This window comes from Campylobacter concisus (assembly GCF_002914195.1).
In the GTDB taxonomy this organism is placed as follows: Bacteria; Campylobacterota; Campylobacteria; order Campylobacterales; family Campylobacteraceae; genus Campylobacter_A; species Campylobacter_A concisus_M.
This window is the reverse complement of sequence record NZ_PPAU01000011.1, coordinates 43,927-58,677: the sequence shown is the minus strand read 5'-3', so window position 1 is coordinate 58,677 and position 14,751 is coordinate 43,927. Positions and strand designations below refer to the sequence as shown.

At 35.3% G+C, this 14,751-nt stretch carries 17 protein-coding genes; 7 read left to right on the top strand and 10 right to left on the bottom strand.

The genetic code is table 11. The annotated features are described in order from the left end of the window. Position 1: 1 nt before the first annotated feature. The 3 genes from CYP28_RS00395 to glmM are packed head-to-tail and all read right to left on the bottom strand — an operon-like array spanning position 2 to position 2,139. The gene (locus CYP28_RS00395) at positions 2-364 is read right to left on the bottom strand and encodes an NINE protein (RefSeq protein ID WP_072594039.1); all 363 of its coding nucleotides are present in this window, start codon (positions 362-364) and stop codon (positions 2-4) included. Next, positions 354-806, bottom strand: coding sequence for a signal peptidase II (gene lspA, locus CYP28_RS00390; protein ID WP_103592690.1), 453 nt, complete (start codon positions 804-806; stop codon positions 354-356). The genes CYP28_RS00395 and lspA overlap by 11 nt, the downstream gene beginning before the upstream one ends. Then, positions 799-2,139, bottom strand: coding sequence for a phosphoglucosamine mutase (gene glmM, locus CYP28_RS00385; RefSeq protein ID WP_021086624.1), 1,341 nt, complete (start codon positions 2,137-2,139; stop codon positions 799-801). The genes lspA and glmM overlap by 8 nt, the downstream gene beginning before the upstream one ends. A 158-nt stretch (positions 2,140-2,297) precedes the next feature. Here glmM and rpsT point away from each other — a divergent pair, with 158 nt between their 5' ends. The 4 genes from rpsT (at position 2,298) to CYP28_RS10520 (ending at position 4,808) form a co-directional block, all read left to right on the top strand. Continuing rightward, positions 2,298-2,567 (top strand): 30S ribosomal protein S20, encoded by a 270-nt coding sequence (gene rpsT / locus CYP28_RS00380; RefSeq protein ID WP_004317319.1) that lies wholly within the window; start codon positions 2,298-2,300, stop codon positions 2,565-2,567. Positions 2,568-2,580: 13 nt separating this feature from the next. Beyond that, complete coding sequence (gene prfA, locus CYP28_RS00375) at positions 2,581-3,648, top strand: peptide chain release factor 1 (protein ID WP_103592689.1); 1,068 nt, start codon at positions 2,581-2,583, stop codon at positions 3,646-3,648. A 344-nt stretch (positions 3,649-3,992) separates the two neighbouring features. Further along, positions 3,993-4,412, top strand: coding sequence for a TOBE domain-containing protein (locus tag CYP28_RS00370; protein ID WP_054195983.1), 420 nt, complete (start codon positions 3,993-3,995; stop codon positions 4,410-4,412). Positions 4,413-4,679: 267 nt separating this feature from the next. Then, a complete protein-coding gene (locus CYP28_RS10520) occupies positions 4,680-4,808 on the top strand; it encodes a hypothetical protein (protein WP_258032522.1) in 129 nt (42 codons plus the stop codon). Between the two features lie 6 nt (positions 4,809-4,814). Here the strand turns inward: CYP28_RS10520 and CYP28_RS00365 are convergent, their stop codons facing one another. Further along, positions 4,815-5,042, bottom strand: coding sequence for a replication/maintenance protein RepL (locus tag CYP28_RS00365; RefSeq protein ID WP_072594035.1), 228 nt, complete (start codon positions 5,040-5,042; stop codon positions 4,815-4,817). A 1-nt stretch (position 5,043) separates the two neighbouring features. Next, a complete protein-coding gene (locus CYP28_RS00360; RefSeq protein WP_103592688.1) occupies positions 5,044-5,409 on the bottom strand; it encodes a diacylglycerol kinase in 366 nt (121 codons plus the stop codon). A gap of 53 nt (positions 5,410-5,462) precedes the next feature. Here CYP28_RS00360 and CYP28_RS00355 point away from each other — a divergent pair, with 53 nt between their 5' ends. After that, positions 5,463-6,221, top strand: a complete 759-nt coding sequence (locus CYP28_RS00355; protein WP_103592687.1) for an exodeoxyribonuclease III — start codon at positions 5,463-5,465, stop codon at positions 6,219-6,221. Positions 6,222-6,224: 3 nt separating this feature from the next. Here the strand turns inward: CYP28_RS00355 and CYP28_RS00350 are convergent, their stop codons facing one another. Continuing rightward, positions 6,225-8,645: a bifunctional diguanylate cyclase/phosphodiesterase gene (locus CYP28_RS00350; protein WP_103592686.1), complete on the bottom strand. Its 2,421-nt coding sequence runs from the start codon at positions 8,643-8,645 to the stop codon at positions 6,225-6,227. After that, positions 8,635-9,507 (bottom strand): cytochrome-c peroxidase, encoded by an 873-nt coding sequence (locus CYP28_RS00345; protein ID WP_103592685.1) that lies wholly within the window; start codon positions 9,505-9,507, stop codon positions 8,635-8,637. The genes CYP28_RS00350 and CYP28_RS00345 overlap by 11 nt, the downstream gene beginning before the upstream one ends. Positions 9,508-9,666: 159 nt before the next feature. Between CYP28_RS00345 and CYP28_RS00340 the strand changes: the two genes are divergently transcribed. Continuing rightward, a complete protein-coding gene (locus tag CYP28_RS00340) occupies positions 9,667-10,092 on the top strand; it encodes a type II secretion system protein (protein ID WP_430516115.1) in 426 nt (141 codons plus the stop codon). A gap of 249 nt (positions 10,093-10,341) precedes the next feature. Beyond that, a complete protein-coding gene (locus tag CYP28_RS00335) occupies positions 10,342-11,673 on the top strand; it encodes an MATE family efflux transporter (RefSeq protein WP_103592683.1) in 1,332 nt (443 codons plus the stop codon). Here the strand turns inward: CYP28_RS00335 and CYP28_RS00330 are convergent. Genes CYP28_RS00330 through CYP28_RS00320 form a run of 3 tightly spaced genes read right to left on the bottom strand, consistent with a single transcriptional unit; the run spans position 11,654 to position 14,749 of the window. Continuing rightward, positions 11,654-12,460 carry a metal ABC transporter permease gene (locus CYP28_RS00330; protein WP_103592682.1) on the bottom strand — a complete coding sequence of 269 codons (807 nt, stop codon included), beginning with the start codon at positions 12,458-12,460 and terminating at the stop codon, positions 11,654-11,656. The two genes, CYP28_RS00335 and CYP28_RS00330, sit on opposite strands and share 20 nt — an antisense overlap. Position 12,461: 1 nt before the next feature. Further along, positions 12,462-13,247, bottom strand: a complete 786-nt coding sequence (locus CYP28_RS00325; protein WP_103592681.1) for a metal ABC transporter ATP-binding protein — start codon at positions 13,245-13,247, stop codon at positions 12,462-12,464. Continuing rightward, positions 13,244-14,749: a nickel/cobalt transporter gene (locus tag CYP28_RS00320; protein WP_103592680.1), complete on the bottom strand. Its 1,506-nt coding sequence runs from the start codon at positions 14,747-14,749 to the stop codon at positions 13,244-13,246. Before CYP28_RS00320 ends, CYP28_RS00325 begins: the two co-directional genes overlap by 4 nt. Between the last annotated feature and the right edge of the window lie 2 nt (positions 14,750-14,751).

Sequence of the window (14,751 nt, the reverse complement as noted above, 5' to 3'; positions counted from 1 at the left end):
CTTATCTAAAAAGTATCTCTTTTCTAGCTTCAAATTCAGCCTTGCTGATCGCACCACTCTCAAAAAGCTCGTAAAGCCTTTTTAAGTCGTCCTCTTTATCTTTTAGTTTTAGTCTCTCTTTTAGCTCGACTTTTTGTAAATTTTTCTCGACATAAGCACCAACTAAAAATGCGTCGATGATCCACCAAATGCCCCAAATAGCTAAGAATAAATAACCAATGAGGATGATTTGTAAAGAGTAACCGATAAAAAATAGTCCCATCATCAAAAAGCCGGTGATAAATTTACCAAGGTAAATTCTATGCGCTCCAAGCCAGCCAGTAAGTAGCCAAAGCGCGTATGCGACGTAGATATTATTTCCCACTCTCTCTCCTTTTTCTAAAACTTTGCCAAAGTATCATCACGACGCAAAGATCGATCATCACATCAGCGAAGTTAAAGACCGCAAAGTTAAACCACTTGTGCCAAAAGACATAATCCACGACACCGCCATGGATAAATCTATCTGTGATATTTGAGCTGCCAGCTCCTAGCAAAGCTCCAAGCCAAATGGCATGCGAGTAAAGCAGCTTTTTTTCAACAACTAGATAGACAAAAACGCCTAAAATGAGAGCTATCTGGATAAATTTCAGCCACTCATCTAAAAAGGCAAACATCGAAAATGCAACGCCCTTATTATATGTAAGAACTAGCGATAAAAACTCTCCGTCCCACGAAAAACCATCTATAAATATCATTTTTATCGCTTGATCAACGATAAAAATGACAAAAAACGCAATGAATAATTTAACTAAGCTTTTACGCATTTAGGGCTTTTACGAAAAATTTCTCAACTTCATCCATGCGTTTTTCAACTAAAGTTTGATTTTTACCCTCGAGCAAAAGTCTGATCAAATTTTCAGTGCCAGAGTATCTAAAGAGCGATCTTATTCCCTCTTTTGCAAGGCTAGCCTCAAGCTCTTTTAGCCCCTCTATCTTATCAAGTGGCTTTTTCTCTGTGATCTTTAAATTTAGTAAAATTTGTGGATATGGCTTTAGCTCGCCAAAAATTTCACTGGCTTTTTTACCTTTTTTAAGCATCATCGCGACAACTTGCATTGAGGTAACAAGGCCGTCGCCAGTTTTAGCGTAGTCGTTAAATATCACGTGACCGCTTTGCTCACCGCCAAAATTTATACCATTTTCTTTCATCATCTCAAGCACGTATTTATCGCCTACGTTTGAGCGAAGTAGTTTGATCTTATGAGCTTTTAGATAGTCATCAAGCGCGGCGTTACTCATTACCGTAGCCACGATGGCTCCACCTTTTAGAGCCTTTTGCTCGTGTAAAAATGCAGCCAACGAGCCAAGTATCGCGTCGCCATGCACGACTTCGCCGTTTTCGTCAACTACTACAAGCCTATCAGCATCGCCATCAAATGCAAAGCCGATGTCGGCACGAAGCCTTTTTACCTCGCTTGCTAGATCTTCTGGATGAAGCGCGCCACAGTTTTGGTTAATGTTGCTACCATTTGGCTCGTCGTTTATGACGATGACATCAGCTCCAAGCTCGCTAAATACAGTTGGCGCAACCTTGTAAGCAGCTCCATTTGCCACGTCTAAAACTACTCGTAAATTCTTTAAATTTAGCTCTTTTGGGAATGAATTTTTGATCTGCACGATATATCTGCCGATAACATCGTCGATCCTCTTGTTTGCGCCGATCTCTGTCATCGTTTTTTGGGCATTTGCGATGAGCTCGTCGTCGTAGAAGATTTTTTCTATCTCGGCCTCTATCGTCTCATCAAGCTTGTTGCCAAAGCTGTCAAAAAATTTGATGCCGTTATCGTAGTATGGGTTGTGCGACGCACTTATCATTATGCCAGCGTCACAGCGCATATTTTCTGTTAAAAATGCGATCGCAGGCGTTGGCATAGGGCCTATTTGAAGGACGTTGTAGCCAACTGCAGTTAGCCCCGCAACGATAGCAGTTTCGATCATATAGCCGCTTTTTCTAGTATCTTTTCCAACCAAAATCACATTTGTCGCTGAAGTCTTTCTAAAATAAATTCCAGCTGCCATTGCAAGACGCATAGATGTTTGAGCCGAAAGCTTCTCACCAGCCTTACCACGAACCCCATCCGTTCCAAATAGTTTCATAAATTTATCCTTTTTTATTATAAAATTGTGCTATTTTATCAGAATTTACCTAATTTAAAATCTAAAATTTTACTTTCATTAAGGATGACTTAAATTAAGGTTAAATTTATTATATCTTTAATATAATCACCGACTAAAATTATTCAAAAAGGTATATTATGGCAAACCATAAATCTGCTGAAAAAAGAGCTAGACAAACTATAAAAAGAACAGAAAGAAATAGATTTTACCGCACAAGACTTAAAAATATAACAAAAGCAGTGCGTGTAGCTGTAGAAGCTAAAGATCTAAATGCTGCAAATGAAGCTTTAAAAGTTGCTAACAAAAGTATCCATAGCTTCGTAAGTAGGGGCTTTTTGAAAAAACAAACTGCTGCTCGCCGTGTTAGTCGTCTTGCACAATTGGTAAATACTCTAAAAGCTGCTTAATCTATAAAATTTAATGTTTGCTGATAAACTTCATCCATTTTTGGATCGCTATAATGAAATTTCTGCGCTTCTTAGCGATCCAAATATAGCAAACGATATCGAAAAGATGACAAAGCTATCAAAAGAGCAATCATCTATCGAGCCAGTCGCAACTGCTGCAACAAAATATCTAGAAATTTTAAAAGACATCGATGAAAATAAAGCCCTACTTGAGGACTCTGAACTTGGTGAGCTTGCAAAAGACGAGCTTAAAAATTTAGAAATTTCAAGAGAGAAGCTTGAAGAAGAGATCAAAATTTTACTTCTTCCAAAAGATCCAAACGATGATAAAAATATATTTTTAGAAATTCGTGCAGGTACTGGTGGAGATGAGGCCGCGCTATTTGTTGGAGATCTTTTTAATGCTTACATCAGATATGCAGAGCTTCGTGGATATAAATTTGAGATCGTTAGCCAAAGCGAAGGCAATACTGGCGGCTTTAAAGAGATCATCGTACTTATAAAAGGCAAAGGTGCTTACTCAAGACTAAAATTTGAAGGCGGCACGCATAGGGTTCAGCGTGTGCCAGAGACTGAGAGTCAGGGTAGGGTGCATACTTCAGCTGTGACTGTGGCTATTATGCCAGAGGTTGAAGATAGCGAGATTGAGATCAATCCAAATGATATAAGGGTTGATGTGATGAGAAGCTCAGGCCATGGCGGTCAGTCAGTAAATACAACCGATAGTGCCGTTAGGATCACACATATACCAACAGGCCTTGTTGTCACAAACCAAGATGGCAAGAGTCAGCACAAAAATAAAGAAGCTGCGATGAAGGTGCTAAAGGCTAGACTTTATGAGCTTCAAGAGCAAGAGAGACTTGCAAAAGAGACTAGTGAGCGAAAGAGCCAAGTTGGTACCGGAGATCGTTCTGGCAGGATAAGGACATACAACTATCCGCAAAACCGCATAAGTGATCACCGTATAAATTTAACACTTTACCGCCTTGATGCGATTATGGCTGCGGGATTATTTGATGAGATCATTGAGCCACTTATTACGCATTATCAAGCAGAAGCTATGCTAGAAGCTGGCATTTAAACTTTCAAATTTTTACTTCAAATTTTATAATTTATTTCTTTACCTAAAAATATTACTTTAGCTTAAAATACTTTTAAATTTACCAATCTTTAAAGTCAAATTTACAAGAATTTTACAAAAATAGATATTTAGAAGTAGTAGTTAGTAATATTTTTTCTCGTTTTTTTTAAAATAATATAAATTAAATTTTTAGATTTTATTTCTCAAATAGCGATTTATAGGGCATTTAAATGTATAAAATTTTTATTTTTGATATTATAATTTTGTATAAATAGTTTCTAAGTTTTGCTTAATAATTATACCTTACAATTTTACCATAATTTAATTCAAAACAAGGAGACAAAATGTCAATAAGTGCAAGAAATCAACTAAATGTTGAGATCACAGAGGTAAGAACAGGTGCGGTAAATTCGCTAATATCTGCTAAGCTTGCAGGTGGTGAGGTGCTAAAAGCAACTGTTACAGTTGATAGTGAAAAAGGTCTTGATCTTAAAGTTGGCAAAAAAGCTATCTTTTTATTCAAAGCTTCAAGCGTTATCGTTTCAAAAGATGACAGCATCAAACTTAGCGCTACAAACCAAATCAAAGGTGTTGTTAGCGAGATAAAAGACGGAGCTGTAAATGCTGAAGTTATTATCGATGTAAATGGCAGTAAAATTTCAGCTATCATCACAAGAGAGTCAGTTAGCAGCCTAGCTTTAAAAGCGGGAGATAAAGTAACTGCAATTATCAAAGCAACTCAAATTATAGTTGGTGTTAAATAATTTACGGAGCAATTTTGCTCCGCCCTTCTAAACCAAATTCTATTCTTAAGTTAAAATCTAAAATACTATAAAATTTATCAACGAAATTATAAATTTAAATAAGTCGTAGTGAATATTTTTTAGAAAATTTATAGCTAAAATTTATATTATTTTTTACTTTTATAGCCTATCTGCCATTTTAAGCAGAGCGTAGCACGTCAAAAGTTTACCACACAAAGTTGCCTAAATATCAACATAAAAGCCCAAGTCATAAGCTCTCAAACGGCTATGCCTATACCAAATTTATATGCATCTGGCGAGAATATAGGTGGCGTTCATGAGCCACAGCCGTCTAGGGTCGTCGTGATAACTGACCGCTTGACATTTAGCATAATCACTGCTAAGACTATCGGCTAAAACTAACTATAAATTTTTAAATCTATAAACTCCATTTTTCACTCGCTCGAAAATTTTCTTCTCTTCAAGTAGCTTAAATGTATTTATCACGGTTGGTTTGCTCACATCCAGCTTTTCACAAATTTCTGAAATTTTTACTACAATAAAGCCATTTTCATCACAGCTTTTAACTAGCAAATTTATAATTTCTACCTTTTTCTCGCCAATGATTGCCTTGTAAATTTCTTCATTCATGCTAGCTCCAAAATTTATATCCTATCGCTACGCACCAAAGCGCGCCACATAAGAAATTTGCGATCATCACAGCCGCACTTCCAGCATCCTTTGCCGCCTTTGCTAGGACGTGATAGTCTGGGCTTGCAAGATCAGTCACTCGCTCTAAGCCAGAGTTTAGGCACTCGCAAACTAGCACAAATGCCATGCTAAAGATCGAAAATAGGTTAAAAACAAGGTTAAATTTCCAAAAAAATAGCGAGATCGTAGCTACCAAAAATATGCAAATTTCTATCCGAAAGCTCTTTTCGTTTTTGAAAATTTCAGCCAAACCCTCTCTTGCATAGCCAAAATTTTTAAAAAATTTATACTTTGGCTGGTTTCTCATAATTTTCCTTTTTGTGATTTTTGGCATAATTATAATTAAAAAAAGGATGAAAATTGAAACTTATTAGCTGGAATGTAAATGGCCTTAGAGCACTTGTAACAAAAGATGGTTTCGCTTGGCTTACTGAGCAAAAGCCTGATTTCTTAGCGCTTCAAGAGATTAAAGTCAAAGAAAGTGATGTGCCAAAGGAAATTTACAACCTTGGCTTTAAAGATATCAGTGTAAACTCGGGTGAGAGGGCTGGATACTCTGGTGTGATGAGCCTAGCAAATTTTGATATTTCGACACAAAAGGCAGCTTTTTTCGACGATACGGAGGGGCGTGTTTTGGAGCATAGATTTGGCGATATTGTACTTTTTAATATCTATTTTCCAAACGGACAAAAGGATGACGAGCGCCTAGCCTATAAAATGGACTTTTACGAGAAATTTCTAGCTTACTGCAAAGAGCTTATAAAAAGCGGCAAAGAGGTAATATTTTGTGGAGATGTAAATACCGCTCACCGTGAGATCGACCTTAAAAATCCAAAGGCAAATGCCAAAACTTCCGGCTTTTTGCCTATTGAGCGAGCATGGATAGATGAGGTGCTAAAAAGTGGCTTTATCGATACCTTTAGAGCCGTAAATGGCGACGTAGCGGACGCTTACTCGTGGTGGAGCTACCGCTTTAATGCAAGGGCTAAAAATGTCGGCTGGAGGATTGATTATTTCTTTATTTCACAAGGATTAAAAGATAGGCTAAAAGACGCATTTATCTTGCCAGAGACCACAGGTAGCGATCACTGCCCAGTTGGCATAGATATAGAAATTTAGCCACTATTCCATTCTGCGAGGCTTGCCCAGTAAGAAACCTTGTGCGTAAGGTATTCCAAAATTTTTGATTTGGTTTAAAATTTCTTCTGAACTTGCAAACTCGGCTACTATTTTGTAGCCTTGCTTTTTTGCAAAGCTTACGATGGTTTCTACTAGAACTCTAGCATTTTCGTCAAATGGAAGCTTTTTGATTATCGAGCCATCTATCTTTATGGTGTCTATATCAAGCTCTAAAATTCGGTAGTAGTTTGAGTATCCTGAGCCAAAGTCATCAATGGAAATTTTACATCCATAGCCCTTGACGCGTTTTATAAAAGAATTTACTGCAACATAGTCGCCAAGCTCTTCACTCTCTAGCATTTCAAAACAAATTTTATTAGGATCTTTGCACTCGTTTAGCTTGCTCTCTATAAGCTCTCTCATACTAGCATCAGCAATATCGGTAATTGATAAATTTATCGAAAACATATAATCTGGATATCTCTTGGCAAGATCAAACGCAAGACTTATCACCTTTTTGGTTATTTGCGGATATAGTTGCGTTTTCATAGCAATATCTAAAAATTCGCCCGGATAGTGTATCTTGCCATTTTGGTCGATTATACGAACCAAAACTTCATAATACTTTGCTTCAGTCTCATTTTCTTCTAAGTTAAAGATGCCTTGTGCTTCTACGATGACTCTATCGTTTTCTAACGCATCTTCGATTAGCTGAACTGCCAGCTGGTTTTTGTGATATTTCATCTCAATGGCGTCATTTTCTAGATAGTAGTAAATATTGCTACCATTTTCTATTGCGAGCTGATTTGCAAGGACTGATTGCATTAGGCGGTTAGTTTGTGGGGTATCATTTGGCAATGAAACACCAAATACTACCTTTATGCCTGGTAAATTTTCAAATTTTTCATCAATAGCGACATTTATTCTATTTGAGCCAAAATATTCTCTTATATATTCAATATCTCTTACGATATTGTCGCCTTCATACCACATATAAAATGCGTCATCTTGAAATCTAAATAGCTTTGCTTTTATCTCAGAAGTATCTATACAAAGCTTTAGTGTATCAGCTACTGCTTTTAGCATTGCATCAATAATCTTAGTTTGATAAAAGAATCTTAAAATTTTAAAATTTTTAATGCTTAAGCAAATTAGCACTCCATCTTTTTGTGCGTCTAAAATTTCAGTTAAAGCAAAGTAGTTACCAAAGCCTGTTAGCTTATCGATTGAAGATTGTATTTTTATTTGTTCATTTTTTTGAGTTAGTTCGTTTAGTATTAGCGTCTCTTTAGTCCTATCAAGCTTTACAGCTATGTAGCCTTCAAATTTATTTTTAAAGAAAAATGGTGAAAATTTTACCTTTTCATATAAAAAATCACCACTTTTTGTTCTGCTTATAAGCTCATCGCTCTCCCAAGGTAGAGATTTTTGCAGAGCATCTTTTATGGATTCATAAAAGCTTTGTGGGTGCATATATGATTTTAGTATTCTAGGATTTTTACCGATTACATCCTTTAGTTTGTAGCCAGTTTTTTCTTCAAAGGTTTTATTTACATATGAAATTCTATTGTACTTATCACAATAGACAACAGAGCTATGATCGTTTTCAACCGTGGATCTTAAGAGTTTTATTTGCCTTAAACGCTCTGAGGCCATTTTGATTTGAAAGAGGCCAAATGTACAAAATATTATAAATGTAAGTAAGCAGATTATCTGAGCTATTTTTGTGTTATCCACTGCGTCAGAGTGAAATTCTAGGATTTTGTTTCTAAAATTTTCTATTAGATTATCAAGATGTAGCTCTTTTGCACTATTTGAGATTGTATGTAAAGTTTTTGTAGCTTGAGTCGCATAAAGCATCTTGTCTAATACATTTTGAGCTTTTTGGTTATCTTTATACTCGTTTTTATACATTTTTATTTGCTTTGAAATATCATCTATTACTTCAGGACTAAGCATCAAAGCACCTTTTATCGCATAAAATATAGGCTCAAGCTTATTTGGAAGCGCTAGATTTTGTATCTCATATTGACTTATTTGGATATAAGAATCTATAGATGAGTTTACATAAGCTGATCTTTGTGTAAAAAATACTTTTTTAATAAATACATCTCTTATTTTTTGTAGGTCTTTTGTTATTTCATTTTGATGAAACAATATCATCTCATCACTAAGCATTGAAAGGTTGCTTAAATTTGTATCAAAAGAATTTATGTCAGCATTGAGTTTGTCGTAGTTTGAGATATCATAAATATTATTTAAAGAAAAAGTTATCTCATTGTCTATAAATTTTAGATTTAAAATCCCGTCATCAAATTTATGAGCCGTATCAATGGCTATATCTGCTTTATATATAAAAAATGCACTAATGAAAAATATAGCTACTAAGAAGCTAAGTACGGTTCTTGTTCGTTTAGTACTCATTTAGTATCCTAGGCTTTTTACCATTTAATGTCAGAAAAAATGAGTATAAAGCATCAATTTCATCTTTACTAAGCTCATATCCTAGCTGATAGTTACCAATAAAGCTTATGGCCTCTTTTAGATCATTTATCTCTCCATGAGATAAATATGGAGCAGTCTTTGTAATATTTCTTAGTGATGGCACTCTTCTTAATCTTTTGTTTGCATCTAAGGCAGAAATTCTTTCTCGGCCAATATCTTGTGTCAAATTCCCTCCCAAATTTCTACCATTGTGACAAGCGGCACAGCCTATATTATTAAATATCTCAAATCCTTTCTTTGCACTATCATCTATGGCATTGCTATCACCTGATATAAAACGATCAAATGGTGAATCAACACTCAAGACAGCCTTTTCAAACTCAGCTATTGCATCTGCAATATTATCAAAATTAATGCTGTCATTATAAATTTTTTTAAATAAAATTTTGTACTCAGAGATGTTATTTACAGAATCGACTATCTTGTCGTTATCCGAGTTTAGTTCTATTCTAGAAGTTATGGACTCTTTTACTTGATCTTTTAAATTGCTAATTTTTGCATCGCTATAAAATAGATAGTTTGCTGCAGCATTTAATATGGTTGGAGGATTTAAAGTGCCTTTTTCCATGCTATCTTGGTTGCTCCCGCTTAAATTCCAATACAAGTTGTGACAAGTTTGGCAAGAGTAGTTTTCATTTGGGCTTAGTCTTTTGTCAAAAAAGAGTTTTTTACCAAGCAGAGCCTTTTCTTCATTATATTTTACTACTGTGAGAGGTTTGTAGGATTCATATTTACAAAATGAAATCGTGATGATAAATAGACAAATTATAACGCCCTTCATAATACCCCTAAATTTTAATTTTCTTTTTTATATCGGCAAATTTTTGATTTTTTATATAGTACATTATTTTATTGTTTTTTTGAAATTTATGATACAATTCGCTCGATTTAGAAAATATTTATATTTCAGGGAGGAGAAGTCATGAAAAAAGGCTTTACGATGATTGAGTTGATCTTCGTGATCGTTATATTGGGCATATTAGCTGCGGTTGCTATACCAAAACTAGCTGCAACAAGGGATGATGCAGAGATATCAAAAACTGCTTCAAATATACAAACACTTATTTCGGACTTGGGTTCTTACTATACTTCACAAGGCGAATTTGCTTCTGGTGCAGATGCTGTTAAAAAGATGTCAAATGTTAAGAATCCAGTAAATGCAAAAAATGATAAGTGCCTAGAAGTGGGTGCTGGAAACAACACTAATGGTGAGATAAAGATGACTATTAGCGTAGGCGGTCTTTGTGAACAAGTTTGGAAATTGCCAGGCTTAGTAGATGTTAAAGCCTTAATCGAAAGTACTGCCGACAACAAGACAGCTAATTCGCTTAAATTTGGCGGTATGGGCATAAAATATAATGAATAAAATTTAGCAAGGTATTTTCCTTGCTTTTTATGATTTTTGGCTTACTAAATTTTTAATATAACAAAGACTGATAGAAATACGAATTTTTTACACAAATAATTTATATACATAAGATTAAAAGCTTTTAAGATTTAATGCATTATCAAAAAGTATCAATCCTAACTTATGCTAATAGGTAATGGCCTTTTATTAAATTTAATTGATTTTGTTCTTTACAAATTTTAAAGATAAAAAACGTAAAATCAAGCCATGGATTTACTAAAAGACCCACTAAATAAGCTTATCATCTCACTATCACTCCCAGCTGGCACCGCAATGATGTTTAATACTCTTTATAATGTTACCGGCACATTTTTTGCAGCAAAAATTTCTACCCTTGCCGTAGCTGGTATGGCTATGAGCTTTTTACTTTATCTAAGTATTGTAGGCATTGGGCTTGGTTTTGGCTCAGCACTAACTGCGCTAATAGGCAATAGCCTTGGAGCAGGAAAGATAAAAATGGCTAAATTTTATGCAGCAAATGGAATTATCTTTGTGCTGGTATTTGCTATTTTTATGGGGTTTTGTGGCTATTTTTTAGCACCAAACTTGCTCACTTTTTTAGGAGCTGATCATCACTATTTAAAAGAGGCGCTTGATTACGCAGGTGTTATCTTTCTTGCTGCACCATTTTTCTTGATTATCAAATCTCTAAACGGCGTGCTTGTGGCACTTGGAGATACAAAAAGTTACCGCAATTGGCTATTTTATGGCCTTTTTATCAATACATTTTTTTGCTACTTTTTTGCATTCATTTTGGGTCTTGGTGTAAAAGGACTTGCTCTAGCAACAGCTAGTGTTCAGCTTTTGGGCATGATCTACCTTTTTGTAAAAGTTAAAAAAGCTAAGATGATCGAGCCAAGAAATTTAAGCTATTTTGTGCCAAATTTTAGCATTTGGGCAAAGATTACAAAGCAAGCTCTACCAGCTTGTTTAAACTATCTATCGATGTCACTTGGCTCACTTGTACTTTTAAAATTTATAAGCTACTATGGCGTAAATGCCATAGCAGGGTACGGTATAGCTTTAAGGATAGAGCAAATTTTGGTATTGCCGACCATTGGTATGGCCGCAGCAGTTTTAAGTATCGTTTCAAGAAACTATGGTGCTAAAAATTTTAAAAGAGCTAAGCAATGCTATAAAATTTCGCTTCTTTTTTTACTTATTTATTGTGCATTTGCTTGTGTTTTTATTAGATTTTTTGGTGAAGATATGATAAGAATTTTTGATGATACGCCGGCAGTTTTAGAGATAGCAGGGCTTTATCTTGGTATAAATTCTCTTGCTTACGTAGCTTATGGCACGATAAATGTCTCAGGCAGCACTCTTCAGGCCATAAAACGCCCAGTGGCCATCTTTTTGCTAAATGGATTTAGGCAATTTGTACTTCAAGGATCACTTTTTTACGCAGTAGTTTTCTATTTTGGTCTTGAGATAAAATTTATATGGCTGGCTCTATTTTTTAGTGTCTATCTCACAGCCATTTGCTTCGTCTTTTGGACGCTTCATCAGTTAAGAATGGCTACTGGCGTAAGCTTTTAAATTTAAAACAAAATGCAAAAAAGCAAAGTGAAGCAACTAAGATTATGCTAGCTCCGCCTGTTAGGTTAAAATAAAAGCTAATAAATAGACCACTAAAGCAAAAAACGACTGAAAAGATAGTAGAGATTAGCATCATCAGCCCCAGTCTTTTGGCAAAAATTTGTGCTAAATATGGCGGTATAGTAAGAAGAGCGATGACTAAAATAAGCCCTACAACACGAATCGTGGCCACCACATAAAGTGCCATCATACATACTAATAAATAGTGAAAAAATGTTGTATTTACACCGCGCAGCTTTGCAAACTCTGCATCAAAGCTAATAGCTACAAATTGACGGTAAAAAAGGGCAATGAGTGCTAAAAATAAGATATCTAAAATACTCATAAATGTTATATCTTGCCCGCTCACTGCTAAGATAGAGCCAAAAAGATAGCTCATAAGATCGGCATTGTATCCCGGAGTTAAATCGATAAAAATGATACCAATAGCCATGCCAAATGCCCAAATAGCACCGATAACTGAGTCGATGTTGGTTTTATCTTTTAGCGTGATAGTGGCGATTATAAGGGCTAAAAAGAGTGAGAATATACTAGCTCCAAGAAGTGGTTCAAGCGAGAAGAAAAAGGCAAGTCCGATGCCGCCATACGCTCCGTGCGCGATACCGCCAGCGATAAAAGTCATTTTATTTATAACAACGAGCGAGCCTATGAGCCCACAAATAATACTAACTAAAATGCCAGCAATAAAGGCATTTTGCATAAAATTTAACTCTAAAATTTCACTCATTTTATCTCTTTAGCTTAAAAACATTACTTTTGATTTTGCACTCACATTCACCAAGTGCGATCTCGACATCGCAAAAATGACTATGAGATTTTGCCAAATGCTCTATAAATTCTCTTTTTGCGGTATCTTCATGAGTTTTATGAATATGTAAATTTTTACTCACATAGGCGATTTTTGTAGCATAATTTAGCACGATATTTAGATCGTGACTTACCAAGACTACGCCAACACCGCTTGCATTTATATTTTTTAAAATTTCATAAATTTCAGCCTGGCCCTTTGTGTCGATACTAGCTGTTGGCTCGTCTAAAACGAGGACTTTTGCATTTGCACAAAGCGCTCTTGCGATATACACGCGCTGTCTTTGGCCACCGCTTAGCTCACCAATTCTAGCGCTTGCAAATTCTTTCATGCCAACTTTCTCAAGGGCTACAAGAGCCATTTGTTTCTCAGCTCGCGAGTAAAAACCAAAAATTTTTTTATCGATTAGCCCCATTAAAACTATTTCTAAAACCATCATCGGAAAGCTTTGATTTGAGAGAAAATTTTGAGGTACATAACCTATAAATTTACTGACTTCGCTTGGCTCTTTTCCAAAGAGCTTTATCTCGCCACTTTGAGGCTTAAGTAGCCCTAAAATAAGCTTTAAAAGCGTACTTTTACCGCCACCATTTGGACCGATGATAGCTAAAAATTCATCGCTACTATAATCTAAATTGATACCTTCTAAAACCACTTGCTTATCGTAGCTAAAGTTTAAATTTCTAATTTTTATAATTTCTTTCAAAACAGACTCTTTTGCGTAAATGTCGTAGTAAAAATAAAAAGCCCAAGCCAAAGCATAACGCTAAGAGCCATAAATTCGGCATAGATTTTAAACTTTTTTAACTTAATGTTTGTGCTCTCATTTATCTTGGCTCCAAAAACAGCCGCTAAAAATATCACTGCACTCATGCCAAGCGCCATAAATACGCCACTTATAACGCCTGCAAAGTAGCTGCCTAGCTCATTTGCTAGCACAAAGACAAGTATCGTGCCAGGACAAGGAATAAGTGCCGCAGCAGCTGCAACCAGCCATTCTTCTTTGCTTTTTGGTTTTTTTGTAATGCAGATATTACAGCCACAGTCGCTAGTAAATTTTGTATTTTTACTCAAATTTTGGCTTAAACTTGAGCTAAAAATATAAAATTTATTTAACTCTTTTTTGCTTGAAAGATAAATTTTTACCTTTTTATAAAGCATAAAAATCGCTACAAAAAAGATAATAACGCCAGAAAATGCTGTCGTAACGCTTGCTGTATCTTTTGTCAGATCGCTACTGATCTCACGTAATATCATAAAACTAGCAAGCACAAAAATAAACGCTCCCACAACATGTAAAAATCCGATCTTTAAAGAGAAGAAAAAGGCTTTGGCGTAGCTTCCACCAGTTGCGGCGAAATATGAGCTTGTAAGCACCTTGCCATGTCCCGCAGATGCAGCGTGTAAAAAGCCATAACCAAATGATATGAGCGCTAAAAATAGCAGAGTTAGCGGACTTTTTTGATCAAAATTTCTTAGAATTTGCTTTAATCTATCAAGCATGCTTAGACTTGTTTTTGAAACAAGATCAAACTTAGCTTCATCGATCTTATCGATCTGGCTTAAATTTTCATCTTCAAAATTTACTGAGTTTGGCTCTTTTAGAAGCTCTTTTAATGCAGGTTTTTCGTTATGAGCTTTGGCTGCAGCCTTACTTGAAAATGTAAAAAATATTAAATTTGCATTTGGATTTGGTATCGTCCAAAACTGATCTGATACCAAAAATGCGTTGTTTTGCGTAAATTTAAAATTAAAATATCCCTCTTTATCGTCCATTTCGACAGACACCACAAAGCCATCTTTGATAAGCAAATTTGTCTTAAAACTAACATCAAATTTTAATCTACCCTCATCAAAATAGAGTTTATACTTTTTTAAATTTAACTCAAGCTTCGTAGCATTTTCATCTTTGTAAAAGTACTCAATATTCGTTAAATAGTGCCTTGGCACAAGATAATCAAGTAAATTTAAGCGGATCTTTTTGATCTCGCTTTCATCTATCTTTTCATCCTGATTTAGGTCAAAATTTTGCCTCATAAGCTCTGAGAAATTTTGTGAAAATGTCCATGAAAAAGCAATTGTAGTGATATTGTTTTCGTTTGAGTCAAATTTTACGCTCACGTGAGCGGTTGGGCTATAAAGCGAGCAAAGAGCACACCCGAAGGCATTTATAGCGAAGAAGCAAATGACAATCAGGCGTGCTAACATTT

What these genes read in the sequence shown, in the direction of transcription:
- lspA (WP_103592690.1), bottom strand. Translation starts at nt 806, where the DNA reads ATGCGTAAAAGCTTAGTTAAATTATTCATTGCGTTTTTTGTCATTTTT.
- glmM (WP_021086624.1), bottom strand. Translation starts at nt 2,139, where the DNA reads ATGAAACTATTTGGAACGGATGGGGTTCGTGGTAAGGCTGGTGAGAAG.
- rpsT (WP_004317319.1), top strand. Translation starts at nt 2,298, where the DNA reads ATGGCAAACCATAAATCTGCTGAAAAAAGAGCTAGACAAACTATAAAA.
- prfA (WP_103592689.1), top strand. Translation starts at nt 2,581, where the DNA reads ATGTTTGCTGATAAACTTCATCCATTTTTGGATCGCTATAATGAAATT.
- CYP28_RS00370 (WP_054195983.1), top strand. Translation starts at nt 3,993, where the DNA reads ATGTCAATAAGTGCAAGAAATCAACTAAATGTTGAGATCACAGAGGTA.
- CYP28_RS10520 (WP_258032522.1), top strand. Translation starts at nt 4,680, where the DNA reads ATGCCTATACCAAATTTATATGCATCTGGCGAGAATATAGGTGGCGTT.
- CYP28_RS00365 (WP_072594035.1), bottom strand. Translation starts at nt 5,042, where the DNA reads ATGAATGAAGAAATTTACAAGGCAATCATTGGCGAGAAAAAGGTAGAA.
- CYP28_RS00360 (WP_103592688.1), bottom strand. Translation starts at nt 5,409, where the DNA reads ATGAGAAACCAGCCAAAGTATAAATTTTTTAAAAATTTTGGCTATGCA.
- CYP28_RS00350 (WP_103592686.1), bottom strand. Translation starts at nt 8,645, where the DNA reads ATGAGTACTAAACGAACAAGAACCGTACTTAGCTTCTTAGTAGCTATA.
- CYP28_RS00345 (WP_103592685.1), bottom strand. Translation starts at nt 9,507, where the DNA reads ATGAAGGGCGTTATAATTTGTCTATTTATCATCACGATTTCATTTTGT.
- CYP28_RS00340 (WP_430516115.1), top strand. Translation starts at nt 9,667, where the DNA reads ATGATTGAGTTGATCTTCGTGATCGTTATATTGGGCATATTAGCTGCG.
- CYP28_RS00335 (WP_103592683.1), top strand. Translation starts at nt 10,342, where the DNA reads ATGGATTTACTAAAAGACCCACTAAATAAGCTTATCATCTCACTATCA.
- CYP28_RS00330 (WP_103592682.1), bottom strand. Translation starts at nt 12,460, where the DNA reads ATGAGTGAAATTTTAGAGTTAAATTTTATGCAAAATGCCTTTATTGCT.
- CYP28_RS00320 (WP_103592680.1), bottom strand. Translation starts at nt 14,749, where the DNA reads ATGTTAGCACGCCTGATTGTCATTTGCTTCTTCGCTATAAATGCCTTC.